Raw genomic sequence first — 13160 nt, 5'->3', positions numbered from 1 at the left:
GCCTCCCGCGGTGACCTGCCGCCGGCGCGAGGGGCCGGGGCGTCTGGGAGGGTGGGTCCATGGATGAGGACCTGCCGCTGCTGGTGATCGTCGACGCCGCCAACGTGGTCGGCTCCGTGCCCGACGGGTGGTGGCGGGACCGCAGGGGTGCGGCGGAGCGGCTGCGTGACCGGCTCGCCGCGCGAGGGCTGCCCGGGCTGCCCGCCGCGGCGGGACCGGCAGGACCGGCGGAGATCGTCCTGGTCGTGGAGGGCGCGGCGCGCGGGGTGGAGTCCGTGCCGGGCGTGCGCGTGGAGTCCGCGGCGGGCAGCGGCGACGACCGGATCGTGGAACTGGTCGCCGGGGCCCGGCCCGGCCGGCCGTGCGTCGTGGTCACCGCCGACCGTGGGCTCCGGCAGCGGGTGACCGCCCTCGGCGCCACCACGGCGGGCCCCCGCACCGCCCGGGACTGATCCCTCCCCGCCGCACCGGCCCCCGCCGTCCGCGGCCGAGCGGGGGCACGGGCGCGCAGGTGGCGGGCCCGCCGGGAGCCGTCCCCGTGCGGGTCAGTCGAGCTGACGGGCCGCGCGGGCCTCGGCCTCCCTGCCGGGGGCCAGCAGGCTCCGGCGGCGGCTGTACGCGAAGTACACGACCACGCCGATCGCCATCCACACCGCGAACCGGATCCACGTCTCCGCCGGCAGGTTCAGCATCAGCCACAGCGACGCCAGCACCGACACGATCGGCAGCGCGGGCACCAGCGGCGTACGGAACGCGCGGTGCAGGTCCGGCCGGGTGCGCCGAAGGATGATCACGCTGAGCGCGACGACCACGAAGGCGAAGAGCGTGCCGATGTTCACCAGCTCCGCCAGCGCGCTGAGCCGCGTGAAGCCGGCCACGATCGCGATGACCACGCCGAGCAGGATGGTCGGCCGGTAGGGGGTCTTGAAGCGCGGGTGGACGTGGGAGAAGAACCGCGGCAGCAGCCCGTCGCGGCTCATCGCGAAGAAGACCCGGGTCTGGCCGAGCAGCAGGATCATGCAGACCGTGGTGAGACCGACCGCCGCGCCGAAGCTGATGACACCGGCGTAGAACGGGTGCCCGGTGGCCTTGAAGGCGTCGGCGAGGGGCGCGTCGACGGACAGCCGGGTGTAGTGCTGCATGCCGGTGACCACGAGCGACACCAGTACGTAGAGCGTGGTGCAGATCAGCAGGGAGCCCATGATGCCGCGCGGCATGTCCCGCTGCGGGTTGCGGGTCTCCTCGGCCGCCGTGGCGACGACGTCGAAGCCGATGAACGCGAAGAAGACCACCGAGGCGGCGGTGAAGATGCCGAGCACGCCGAAGTTGGCCGGCGCGAAACCGGCGATCAGCTGGATCAGCGGTGCGTGCAGCCCGTCACCCGCCTCCTGGGGGACCGACTCGGGGACGAACGGCTTGTAGTTCTCGGCCTTGATGAAGAACGCGCCGGCGACGATCACCAGGAGCACCACGCCGACCTTGACCGCCACGACCACGGTGGTGATCCGCGCGGAGAGCTTCATGCCGATGACCAGCACCACGGTGAGCACCAGGACCAGCAGCGCCGCGAGGAGGTCGAAGCCGAAGCCGTCGGCGCCCTCGCGTCCGGAGATCACGCTCGGCAGGGTCCAGCCCGCGTTGTCCAGCAGTGACCGGATGTACCCGGACCAGCCGACGGCCACCACCGCGGTGCCGAGCGCGAACTCCAGGACGAGGTCCCAGCCGATGATCCAGGCGGGCAGCTCGCCCAGGGAGGTGTAGGAGAAGGTGTACGCCGATCCGGCGACCGGCACGGTGGAGGCGAACTCCGCGTAGCACAGCGCGGCCAGGGCGCAGACGACGCCGGCCACGACGAAGGCGATCGCCACCGAGGGGCCGGCGTTCTCCTTCGCGACCTGCCCCGTGAGGACGAAGATGCCGGTGCCGATGATGACGCCGACGCCGAAGACGGTCAGGTCCGTCGCGGAGAGGGTCTTGCTGAGCTTGTGCTCCGACGCCTCGGTGCCCTCGATGGACTGCTCGACCTGCTTCGTCCTGAAGACGCTGTTGCTCACGGATTTCCTCCCATGGGTCCCCGACGCGGTCGAGAGGGTGTCATCCGTCTTCCCCGATTGCGGCCCGTTAGGACGATCGGACCGGTTCCGTCACCGGGATGAGCGAACGGGGTGACGGAACCGGCCCAGTCGTCCTGCGTGACCGTCCGGAGGGGCGCCGGGAGGGGACCCGGCGGGAGGCGTCAGCCGCGGCCGGAGCCCGCCTTCGCCGGGGCGGACTCGAAGCCCTCGCGGCCGTCGAGCTGGGAGACCAGCCCGGTGACCTGGCGGGCGATGTCCGGGGCGGTGAGCCCGATCTCGGTGAGGACCTCGGCCCGCGAGGCGTGGTCCAGGAACTGCGGCGGGATGCCGAAGTCGCGCAGCGGGACGTCGACGCCCGCGTCGCGCAGCGCCTGGGAGACCGCCGAACCGACGCCGCCGACACGCGAGTTGTCCTCGACCGTGACGACCACGCGGTGACGTGCCGCGAGCGGCGCCAGCTGCTCGTCCACCGGCTTGACCCAGCGCGGGTCGACGACGGTGGTCGAGATGCCCTGCTTCTCCAGCAGGGAGGCGATCTCCAGGCACATCGGGGCCAGCGCGCCCACCGAGACCAGCAGCACGTCCGGCCGCTCGGCGCCCGCCTCGCGGAGCACGTCCATCCCGCCGACGCGGCCCACGGCCGGCACGGCGGGGCCGACGGCGCCCTTGGAGAAGCGGACCACCGTCGGCGCGTCGTCGACCTCGACGGCCTCGCGCAGCTGGGCGCGGACCTGGTCGGCGTCGCGCGGGGCGGCGAGGCGCAGGCCGGGGACGACCTGCAGGATCGACATGTCCCACATGCCGTTGTGGGAGGCGCCGTCGGTGCCGGTCACGCCGGCCCGGTCCAGCACGAACGTCACGCCGCACCTGTGCAGGGCGACGTCCATCAGCACCTGGTCGAAGGCGCGGTTGAGGAAGGTCGCGTAGACCGCGAAGACCGGGTGCAGGCCGCCGGTCGCCAGGCCCGCCGCGGAGACCGCGCCGTGCTGCTCGGCGATGCCGACGTCGAAGACCCGCTCCGGGAACTCCTGGGCGAACTTGTCCAGGCCGACCGGCTGGAGCATCGCGGCGGTGATCGCGACGATGTCCTCGCGCTCCTTGCCGAGCGCGACCATCTCCTCGCCGAAGACGGACGTCCAGTCGGCGCCGGCGGTGGCCACCGGCAGGCCGGTGTCCGGGTGGATCTTGCCGACCGCGTGGAAACGATCCGCCTCGTCCTCGAGCGCCGGGCGGTAGCCGCGGCCCTTCTCGGTGAGGCAGTGCACGATGACCGGGCCGTTGAACCGCTTGGCGCGGGCCAGCGCGGACTCCAGCGCCTCGATGTCGTGGCCGTCGATCGGGCCGACGTACTTCAGGCCGAGGTCCTCGAACATGCCCTGCGGCGCGATGAAGTCCTTGAGGCCCTTCTTGGCGCCGTGCAGCGTGTCGTAGAGCGGGCGGCCGACCACCGGCGTCTTCTCCAGCACCTCCTTGGTGCGGGCGAGGAAGCGCTCGTAGCCGTCGGTGGTGCGCAGCGTGGCCAGGTGGTTGGCGAGGCCGCCGATGGTGGGCGCGTAGGAGCGCTCGTTGTCGTTGACCACGATGACCAGCGGGCGGTCCTTGGCGGCGGCGATGTTGTTCAGCGCCTCCCAGGCCATGCCGCCGGTGAGGGCGCCGTCGCCGATGACGGCGACCACGTGGTCGTCCTTCTTGAGGATCTCGTTGGCCTTGGCCAGTCCGTCGGCCCAGCCGAGGACGGTGGAGGCGTGCGAGTTCTCGATGACGTCGTGCTCGGACTCGGCCTGCGAGGGGTAGCCGGAGAGGCCGCCCTTCATCTTCAGGCGGGAGAAGTCCTGCCGCCCGGTGAGCAGCTTGTGCACGTAGGACTGGTGACCGGTGTCCCAGAGGATCTTGTCCCGTGGGGACTCGAACACCCGGTGCAGAGCGATGGTGAGCTCCACCACGCCGAGGTTGGGGCCGAGGTGGCCGCCGGTCTTGGAGACGGCGTCGACGAGGAAGGTCCGGATCTCCTCCGCCAGCTGGTCAAGCTGCGCCGGGGTGAGCCGGTCCAGATCGCGCGGTCCCCTGATGCGGGTCAGCAGCGGCACCCGTGCCTCCTTGCAGTAGAGCTGTTGAGCGTTGCGGGGCCTGTCGAGTCTAATGTTCCCCTCCTGCTCCCGCAGGACTGCCCCGTCCGTCCTGACGACTGAACGTGCGGGCGGGAGGGGCGGTTCCCGGGTGGCGGCCCCGGCGGGGCCGGATCGTCCGGGCGGAAAACGCCGGGTGCCCGGCGTCACGAGGACGCCGGGCACCGCGGGCTGGGGTCGGGCGTCAGGCCCGGCCCGCCGCCTTCTGGCTCCGCCGGGAGACGGAGTCGATGACGACCGCGCCGAGCAGGACGGCGCCGGTGATCATGTACTGGATCGAGGCCTCCATGTTCAGCAGGGACAGGCCCGTGCTGATCGACTGGATGACCAGCATGCCCAGGAGGGCCGACCACACCGTGCCCCGGCCGCCGAAGAGGCTGGTGCCGCCGATGACCGCCGCGGCGATCGCCAGCATCAGGGTGTTGCCGCCGCCCGCCAGCATGGTGGCGCTGGAGGTCTGACCGGCGAAGAACATGCCGCCGATGGCCGCGAAGCCGCCCGCGATGGCGAAGACGGTGATGCGGACCAGCTCGACGTTGATGCCCGCGCGGCGGGCCGCCTCGACGCCGCCGCCGACCGCGAAGACCTTGCGGCCGAACGAGGTGCGGCGCAGGACGAAGTCGACGATCACCAGGCAGATCAGGAAGATCACCAGCGCGTTGGGCACGCCCGCGGAGCTGTTGAACACCATGGCCGCGGCGAAGGAGACGATCGCCAGGGCGACCACCCGCAGCACGATCTCGCTGGTCGGGCGGAACGGGACGCCGGCCGCGCGGCGGCGGCGCTGGTCCATGAAGGAGCCGACGAGCAGGGACAGGACGGCGAGGCCGGCCAGCAGGTAGGCGCCGACGATGTCCTGGTCGAGCAGGAAGGACGCCTTGCCCAGCAGGCGCACCGGGCCCTCGTCGGAGGGGATGTTGATGGTGCCGCTGGAGCCGAGCAGCCACAGCATGAGGCCGTTCCAGCCGAGGAAGCCGGCCAGCGTGACGACGAACGCGGGCACGCCTATCTTGGCGAAGAACCAGCCGTGCAGCGCGCCGATGGCGACACCGGTGACGATCGTGAGCAGCAGGGCCAGCCAGGCGTCCATGCCGTGCTTGGTCACCACGACGGCGAACACGGCGGCGGCCAGGCCGCTGACCGAGCCGACCGAGAGGTCGATCTCGCCGAGCAGCAGCACGAAGACCAGGCCGATGGCGAGCATGCCGGTGGCCGCCATGTAGTAGCCGATGTTCGACAGGTTGTCGGCGCTCAGGAAGCGGTCGTTGTTCAGCTGGAAGATCGTCGCGATGACGATCAGGCCGATGACGACCGGGATGGAGCCCAGCTCACCGCCCTTGACCTTGCGCTTGAACTCGGTGATGTAGCCCTTGAAGCCCTCTTCGCGCACCAGCAGGCGGGGGTCGACGGCCGGGGCGGCCGCCGCGGCGGCGGTGGGGTCCTCGGCCGGGGCCGGGGTGGGGGTCTTGGTCGTGTCGCTCACTTTGCCGCCTCCGTGGTGCGACGCCCCGCGCGACGGGTCACGGCGTTGTCCGTGGCGCCCGTGATGGCGGCGATGATCTCTTCGTGGCTGGTGTCCTTCACGGGGAAGGTGCCGTTGTTCTTGCCCAGGCGCAGCACGGCGACGGTGTCGGCGACAGCCTTGACGTCGGCCATGTTGTGGCTGATGAGGATGACGCCGAGCCCGCGCTCGCGCAGCCGCTCGACCAGGTCGAGGACCTGGGCGGTCTGCTCGACGCCGAGGGCGGCGGTGGGCTCGTCGAGGATGACGATCTTGGGGTCGCCGATCAGGGCGCGCGCGATGGCGACGACCTGACGCTGACCGCCGGAGAGGCCGGCGATCGGGATGCGGACGCTGGGGATGCGGATGGACAGCGTGCTCAGCAGCTCGCGGGCCTTCTGCTCCATGGTGACCTCGTCGAGCACGCCGCGACGGCGCAGCTCACGGCCGAGGTACAGGTTGCCGACGACGTCCAGGTTGTCGCACAGGGCGAGGTCCTGGTAGACGGTCGCGACGCCCAGCTCCTGGGAGTCGTGGGGCTTGTGGATCTGGACCGGGCGGCCCTCCCACTCGATGGCGCCCTCGTCGATGGGGTGGACGCCGGCGATCGCCTTGACGAGCGTCGACTTTCCGGCGCCGTTGTCGCCGACCAGCGCGACGACCTCTCCGGCGTGGACCTCCAGGTTGACGTCGGTGAGGGCCTGGACCGCACCGAAACGCTTGGAGGCTCCGCGCAACGCCAGCACGGGCGTAGCGGACACGTGAATCATCTCCTTCGCCGCCTGACCCGGCGGGGATGCCGCGTTCCGGGGGAAGAACGCGGTGGGATGTGCGAACGCACAGGATGTACGGGGTGGGCGCGCGCTCGTGGGGGCGCGCTCCTGGGGTGCCGACCGGCCGCTGCCCCGAGCCGTCCCGAGGGGGACGGGACGGGGCAAGGGCCGGGCGGGGGTGGGGTGGGCGGCGGGAGGGACGGGGTGGCCCCGGCGTCTCCCGCCGCCGGGCCCGTCCGGCCGCCCTCGCGGGGCGGCCGGGCGGAGCCGGGTGTTACTTGAGGCCGGCCTTCTCGCAGGCCTTGGCGAACTCGCCGGAGCAGATCTCCTCGACCGTGTACAGGCCGTCCTTGACCACGGTGTCCTTGATGTTCTTCTGGGTCACGGACACCGGGGTCAGCAGCTGGGCGGGAACCTTGTCGCCGGAGCCGCTGGTGACCTCGGAGGAGGCCAGGGACTTGATGTCCTCGCCGTTGAGCAGCTTGACCGCGACCTCGGCGGCGGCCTCGGCCTGCGGCTTGAACGCCTTGTAGACCGTGGCGTACTGGGTGCCGGCGACGATGCGCTGGATGGCCGCGAGCTCCGCGTCCTGACCGGTCAGCGGGATGTCGCCGAGGCCTTCGCCCTTGAGGACGTTGGCGATGCCACCGGCCATGCCGTCGTTGGCGGAGTAGACGCCGGCGATCTTCTTCTTGCCGAGCTGGGTGATGGCGGCGGACATCTTCTCCGCGGCGACCGTGTCCTTCCAGAGGCCGGTCTGCTCGTAGGCGATGTCGACCTTGCCGTCCAGGGCGCTGTGGGCGCCCTTCTTGAACTGGGCGGCGTTCGGGTCGGCGTCGTCACCGTTGATCATGACGATCTTCGACTTCGGGTCGGCCTTGTCGCCGAGGCCCTCGAGGAGGGCCTCGCCCTGGAGCTGGCCGACCTTCTCGTTGTCGAAGGAGACGTAGGCGGACACCGGGCCCTGGGCGAGGCGGTCGTACGCGATGACCTTGACGCCCTTGGACTTGGCCTCCTCCACCGAGGACTTGATGGCCGCGGAGTCCTGGGCGCTGACCACGATCACCTTGACACCCTTGGTGATCATGTCGCTGACCTGCTGCGCCTGCTTGTTGGGGTCGGCGCCGGCGTTCGCGTACTCGACGGTGCAGTCCGAGCAGAGCGCCTTGACCTTGTCCTCGAAGTACGGCTTGTCGAACTTCTCGTACCGCGCGGTGACGGTGTCGGGCAGCAGCAGACCGATGGACTTGCCACCCTTGTCGCCCGACGCGCCCTTGTCCTTGGCGTCGTCGTCGCCGGCCTTGCCACAGGCGGTCATGGCCAGAGCCATGGAAACAGCGGCAGCGCCGATCACAACGCCACGAATCTTGCTGTTCATAAGAGGAGTGCCTCCCTGACGCGGCCGCACCGTCGCGGCCGAGGTAAGTGACCGAAGTCAACAAGATTTTCTGGTTTGGCGTCAAGAAGTGAATACTTAACGGTCTTGCAACGACGGCTTGTGTTCTCTAAGTGAACGAGTTAGCGACGGAGCGTAGCGTCGTGCCCCCGAGCAGGGCCGCGTCACCGACCTCGTTCAGCGCGAGCGCCAGCGCTCCCAGCACCTCCGCCCTGCCGCCGAGCCCCCCGGGCACCACGGACAGTTGCCGAGCGGCGCTCGGGATGGCGTACCGGCCCACCGACTCGCGGATCGGACCCAGCATCAGCTCCCCCGCCTCGGCGAGGTCCCCGCCGATCACGATCCGGCCGGGGTTGAGCAGGTTGCAGAGATTGGCCACCCCGCTGCCGACGTGGCGCCCGATGTCGCCGATCACCCGCCGGCAGCCCGGGTCGCCCTCCTTGGCCAGGCGCACCATGGACTCCATGGTCAGTTCCGGGCCGTGGGTGGGCTGCAGCAGCGGCAGCACGTAGCGGGCCGCGGTGAAGGTCTCCAGACAGCCGCGGTTGCCGCAGCGGCACACCGGGCCCGACTCGTCGAGCGTGATGTGCCCGATCTCCCCCGCCGTGCCGCCGGGGCCGCGGTAGATCTTGCCGTCGATGACCAGGCCGGCGCCGACGCCGCTGGCCACCTTGATGTAGGCCAGGTCCTTGACGCCCCGGCCGCTCCCCCAGGTCAGCTCGCCGAGCGCGCCGAGGTTGGCATCGTTGTCCACGTGGACGGGCACGCCCAGCCTGGCCTGCAGTTCCTCGGCGGGCCGGGTGCCGCGCCAGCCGGGGAGGATGGCCGTGGAGCCGAGCGTGCCCGACTGCAGGTCGATGGGGCCCGGCACGCCCAGGCCGACCCCGGCGATCTTGCCGCGGTCGGCTCCGACGCTCTCGGCCAGGCGGCGCACCAGCTGCTCGGCCCGGTCGAAGCCCTGGTCCGCGGAGACGTCCACGTCCAGCGGCTCGGTCTCCTCGGCCAGCACCTGGTGGGCCAGGTTGCCCAGCGCCACGCGCAGGTGGGAGTGGCCGAAGTCGATGCCGACCACGATGCCGGCGTCCCCGCTCAGCGAGACCGACCGCGCACGGCGGCCGCCGGCCGAGGTGGGGGTCACCTCGACCATTCCGGCGTCCTTCAGTTCCCGGACGATGTTCGACACGGTCGCCGCCGACAGACCGGTGGTCCGGGCGATCTCCGCCTGGGTCAGGGATCCGGCGAGACGTACCGCTCTGACCACTCTCTCCAGGTTTGCCCGGTGCAGTGACGACTGCGAGCCTGGAGTCTCCACGGTGACCTCCCGCACGGGGCCGCTCCGGCGAGGCCCCGCCTTGTCCAACTAGTGAAGTCCAAGCTGATCGGTTTGCCGACCGTTGCGTCAAGAGGTGGAACCAGATCGTTGAACGGGAGGCGAACACCGGGGGTCTGCTTGGGACCGCTTCCGGGTGCTTCGTGCCGCTTGCGGCCGCGGACCCAACCGGTGCGCGGCCGCCGGACTACTTCAGCGCGCCCGCGGTGAGGCCCTGGACGACCTGCCGCTGGAAGACGATGTAGGCGCCGAGCACCGGCAGCATGGCCAGCACCAGGCCGGCGAAGAGCGCCGACCAGTCGCTCTTGTAGCCGGCGACCGCCGTCATCTGCACCAGGCCCTGGGTGAGCACCCGCTGGTCCTCCTCGGTGTTGAGCACCGTGGGCAGCATGTACTGGTTCCACTGGCCGAGGAAGTTGAAGATCCCGACGCTGATCAGGCCGGGCTTCGCCATCGGCAGCATCACCTGGAAGAACGTCCGGGTGTGCGAGGCGCCGTCGACGAAGGCGGCCTCCGCGATGGAGGTGGGCAGCGTGCGGAAGAAGGAGGTGAGGAAGAAGACGGTGAACGGCAGCGAGTACGCGATGTAGACCAGGATCAGTCCGTGCGTGGTGTTCAGCAGGCCGATGTTGTTCACCACGTAGAACAGCGGCACCAGCGCGAGCATCACCGGGAAGCTCATCCCGCCGACGAACAGGAAGTAGACGAGCCGGTTGCCCGGGAACTCGAACCGGGCCAGGACGTAGGCCGCCATGGACCCGAGCACCAGCGTGCCGATCAGCGAACCGCCCACCACGACGACCGTGTTGAAGAAGTAGTCGCCGATCTGCGCCTCGGTCCACGCCCGCGTGAAGTTGTCGAAGTGCAGGCTGTCCGGGAGCGACCAGGGGGAGCTGAGGATCGACCGGTTGTCCTTGAAGGCGGTCATCACGGCCCACAGCAGCGGCAGGGTGACCATGATCGCCCACAGCACCAGCACGCCGTGCGAGAAGACGTTGAGGACCTTGCCCTCGCCCTCCTTGGTCCGGCGCGCCGGGCGCTCCGGACGCTCGGAGGCGCGGCTGGTCAGGGCGCCGGGGCCGGGGAGGACGGCGTCGTCGCCGGGCGGCGGGGTGTCGGTCTTCATCTCTCAGTACTCCAGCCGCTCGCGGCGGCCCAGTCGCATCACGAGGGCGGCGAACGCCAGCGTGACGACGAGCAGGGCGACGCCGATGGTGGTCGCGTAGGCGGCCTGGCCGTCACGGAACGCCTTCTGGTACACGTACAGGACCATGACGGTGGTCGAGTAGTCGGGACCGCCGGGGCCGACCGTCATGATCTGCACCACGGCGAACGACTCGGCGCCCAGGGCGAGGATGCCGATGTAGACCCAGCCGGACTGCACGGTGTCCCACAGCAGCGGCAGGGTGACCTTGAAGAAGGTGGTGACCCGGCTCGCGCCGTCCAGCAGGGCGGCCTCGTAGAGCTCGGCGGGGATGGAGGCCATGCCGGCCGAGAACAGCACCACGAAGAAGCCGACCGTCGCCCAGACGACCACGGCCATCACGCACCACAGGGCCAGGTCGGGGTCGCCCAGCCACTCGGGCTGCGCGTCCAGTCCGATCCCCGAGAGCAGGGCGTTCAGCACGCCGCTGCGCGGGTTGTAGATGAACTGGAAGAGCAGGGCGACGATGACGATCGACAGCACCTGCGGGAAGAAGTAGACGATCTTGTAGAACGACGATCCGCGCACGCCGGTGACCGCCGGACCGCCGCGCCGTTTGCGGCCGCCCACGTTGACCATGAAGGCCAGGAAGAGCGCCAGACCGATGGTCACCAGCGGGACGAGCAGAGCGAACAGCACGCTGTGCCAGAGCGACTTCCAGAAGACGTCGTCCTCGACCAGGCGCGTGTAGTTGTCGATCCCCACCATGGAGAACTCCGGGCTGAGGCCGGACCAGTTGGTGAAGGAGTAGAAGATCGACTGGATGAAGGGCCAGACGACGAAGATGGCGTACAACGCCAGGGGGACCGTCAGGAACCCGACGATGAAGCGGTACTTACCGTGCTGCATCCGCTGGTGACCCGATCTGTGCGGCGGTGGGTACGGCGGGGGTGGCCTCCGCCGGGCGCGGTCGGGACGTCCGAGGACGGACCGCGCCCGGCGGGCGGGCTCACGCGTGCTTGTAGTGCTTGATGGAGTCGTCCTTGGCCGCCTCGTCGGCGTAGCCCTGGATCTTCTTGATCGCCTCGGCCGGGGTGAGCCGGCCGGCCATCATCTCGCCGATGCCGCCGGTGCCGATCTTCTCCTTCTGGAGGGCGACGTACCAGTCCTGGATGCGCGGGTTGAGGATGTTGTCGCCCGCCTTCTCCAGCGCGGCGACACCCGACTTGAGGCCCGGGGTCAGCTCGATGCCGTCGGTGCCGCCGTTCAGCGCGGACAGCGACTTCACCTTGGAGGTGAAGTTCTTCGACGACTCCTCGCTGAGCATGATGCGCAGCTGCTCCATGCCGCCGGACGGGTTCTTGGCCTTGGCCGGGACGACGAAGGGCTCGGCGCCGGACGCCCAGAGGGTGCCGAAGGGCATCTTGTCGGAGCTGTCCAGGCCGGAGGGGGCTCCTATCGACACCCCGAAGTCGGCCGGGATGACGTCCGCCGACTCGTTCTCCACCCACGAGCCGTTCGGGATGAACAGCGCCTTGCCCTCGGCCCAGGCCGCCTGCGACTGGGTGTGCGAGAGGCCCGGCGTGCCCTTGAGGATGTAGCCCTTCCGGTAGAGCTCGTAGTACGCCTCGAAGCAGGCCTTGACGGCCGGGTGCTTCCAGGCGTTCGGCTCCAGGTTGTCGATCGCCTTGAGCACGTCGGCGCCGCCGACCTTGCCGATCATCGCGTAGAGCGAGAAGGGGATGTAGTAGGGGTACTGGCCCGGGTAGGTCCAGCCCGCCGTGCCCTTCTTCTTCGCCTTCGCGCAGACGGCGAGCATGTCGTCCCAGGTCTCCGGGTACTCCACCTCGAGCTCGTCGAGGGCCTTCTGCGAGTACCAGACGCCGTAGGTGGTGTACGCGTAGTACATGATGTACACCGGGTCGCCGTCGAACTGGCCCATCTCGACGATGCCGGGCCGCAGCGTGTCGCGGACCTTCTTGGCCGGGTCGTCGTAGGACGGGGCGTCCAGCAGCGGGGTGAGGTCGGCGAGCTGCTTCTGGCCGACCAGGACGCCCATGTCCATCTGCTCGGCGCCGGAGTTGTCGATCAGGTCCGGCGGGGTGCCGCCGTTGAAGCGCGGCTGCAGGGTGGACTGGATCTTCAGGGTGGCGGTGAACTTCACCTTGGACTTGGGGAAGTTCTTCTCGTAGATCTTGACGGCGTCCTCGCCGTACTCCTTGCCGAACCCGCCGTTGAAGAGGACGAACTCCATCGGGGCGTTCGCCGTGACACCCAGGGGGTTCTTCGCGGTCTTCGGTCCCTGCCCGGACGTGTCGGCCGCCTCGTCCCCGCCGCCGCTGGCGCAGGCGGAGAGGAAGCCGGTGGCCGGCACGGCGGCCAGGCCGAGCGCGGCGGACCGCTTGATCAGGTCACGGCGTCCGACGCCGTCGACCGCGCCGCTCGTGTTGTTCTCGGCATCGGCGGAAGTGGATCCCATGCGCAAGTCCTCGCCTTCTCCAGGACTCAGGCGGTGAACCGGTTCCTCCCCGGCACCGCGGTCGGTCGAGCTGGGTCGTGCAGGGGTGGTGCGGGTGGTGCCAGAAACACATACAGCGTCAAGGCCCTGACAGGCGGGGAAGGCAGGGGCTTCGGTGTGTTGCCCTCCCCTCCTCCTCCGGACCCGGACGATGACCGACAGGTATAGTCCACTCTCCGCGCGTGGACAAGATCGCGCACAGGGTTGCGACGGGTCTTTTCCTAGTTGAGACCTCCGGGACACGCCGCGGGGAAAACGACGGCCGGGCCGCGTCCTCCCGGGAAGGAGGACGCGGCC

General features: G+C 70.1%; 10 protein-coding genes. 1 reads left to right on the top strand and 9 read right to left on the bottom strand.

Going from position 1 to position 13160, the window contains the following annotated elements; genetic code table 11:
- Positions 1–59: 59 nt before the first annotated feature.
- A complete protein-coding gene (locus Sfr03f_RS04165) occupies positions 60–452 on the top strand; it encodes a PIN domain-containing protein (protein WP_108952315.1) in 393 nt (130 codons plus the stop codon).
- Positions 453–545: 93 nt separating this feature from the next.
- Here the strand turns inward: Sfr03f_RS04165 and Sfr03f_RS04160 are convergent, their stop codons facing one another.
- The 9 genes from Sfr03f_RS04160 to ngcE form a co-directional block, all read right to left on the bottom strand.
- Positions 546–2054 (bottom strand): amino acid permease, encoded by a 1509-nt coding sequence (locus Sfr03f_RS04160; protein ID WP_108952314.1) that lies wholly within the window; start codon positions 2052–2054, stop codon positions 546–548.
- Between the two features lie 182 nt (positions 2055–2236).
- Positions 2237–4162: a 1-deoxy-D-xylulose-5-phosphate synthase gene (gene dxs, locus Sfr03f_RS04155; protein WP_108952313.1), complete on the bottom strand. Its 1926-nt coding sequence runs from the start codon at positions 4160–4162 to the stop codon at positions 2237–2239.
- Positions 4163–4385: 223 nt separating this feature from the next.
- Positions 4386–5684: a sugar ABC transporter permease gene (locus Sfr03f_RS04150; RefSeq protein WP_108952312.1), complete on the bottom strand. Its 1299-nt coding sequence runs from the start codon at positions 5682–5684 to the stop codon at positions 4386–4388.
- Positions 5681–6472 carry an ATP-binding cassette domain-containing protein gene (locus Sfr03f_RS04145; protein WP_108952311.1) on the bottom strand — a complete coding sequence of 264 codons (792 nt, stop codon included), beginning with the start codon at positions 6470–6472 and terminating at the stop codon, positions 5681–5683. Before Sfr03f_RS04145 ends, Sfr03f_RS04150 begins: the two co-directional genes overlap by 4 nt.
- 277 nt (positions 6473–6749) lie before the next feature.
- Complete coding sequence (locus Sfr03f_RS04140; RefSeq protein ID WP_372514434.1) at positions 6750–7805, bottom strand: sugar ABC transporter substrate-binding protein; 1056 nt, start codon at positions 7803–7805, stop codon at positions 6750–6752.
- A 175-nt stretch (positions 7806–7980) separates the two neighbouring features.
- Positions 7981–9183 carry an ROK family transcriptional regulator gene (locus Sfr03f_RS04135; RefSeq protein WP_108953429.1) on the bottom strand — a complete coding sequence of 401 codons (1203 nt, stop codon included), beginning with the start codon at positions 9181–9183 and terminating at the stop codon, positions 7981–7983.
- A gap of 205 nt (positions 9184–9388) precedes the next feature.
- Positions 9389–10327 (bottom strand): carbohydrate ABC transporter permease, encoded by a 939-nt coding sequence (locus tag Sfr03f_RS04130; protein ID WP_108952310.1) that lies wholly within the window; start codon positions 10325–10327, stop codon positions 9389–9391.
- A gap of 3 nt (positions 10328–10330) precedes the next feature.
- Entirely contained in the window at positions 10331–11254 is a 924-nt protein-coding gene (locus tag Sfr03f_RS04125; RefSeq protein ID WP_108952309.1) for a carbohydrate ABC transporter permease, read from the bottom strand.
- Between the two features lie 100 nt (positions 11255–11354).
- Positions 11355–12824 (bottom strand): N-acetylglucosamine/diacetylchitobiose ABC transporter substrate-binding protein, encoded by a 1470-nt coding sequence (gene ngcE / locus Sfr03f_RS04120; RefSeq protein ID WP_108952308.1) that lies wholly within the window; start codon positions 12822–12824, stop codon positions 11355–11357.
- Positions 12825–13160 lie beyond the last annotated feature (336 nt).

The sequence above is a fragment of the Streptomyces fragilis genome, assembly GCF_003112515.1.
Classification (GTDB): Bacteria; Actinomycetota; Actinomycetes; order Streptomycetales; family Streptomycetaceae; genus Streptomyces; species Streptomyces fragilis.
The sequence above is the reverse complement of the archived record's forward strand: the minus strand, read 5'-3'. Positions and strand labels throughout refer to the sequence as shown.

Coding starts and splice junctions, on each gene's coding strand:
- Sfr03f_RS04165 (WP_108952315.1), top strand. CDS start 60: ATGGATGAGGACCTGCCGCTGCTGGTGATCGTCGACGCCGCCAACGTG.
- Sfr03f_RS04145 (WP_108952311.1), bottom strand. CDS start 6,472: ATGATTCACGTGTCCGCTACGCCCGTGCTGGCGTTGCGCGGAGCCTCC.
- Sfr03f_RS04140 (WP_372514434.1), bottom strand. CDS start 7,805: ATGGCTCTGGCCATGACCGCCTGTGGCAAGGCCGGCGACGACGACGCC.
- Sfr03f_RS04130 (WP_108952310.1), bottom strand. CDS start 10,327: ATGAAGACCGACACCCCGCCGCCCGGCGACGACGCCGTCCTCCCCGGC.
- Sfr03f_RS04125 (WP_108952309.1), bottom strand. CDS start 11,254: ATGCAGCACGGTAAGTACCGCTTCATCGTCGGGTTCCTGACGGTCCCC.
- ngcE (WP_108952308.1), bottom strand. CDS start 12,824: ATGGGATCCACTTCCGCCGATGCCGAGAACAACACGAGCGGCGCGGTC.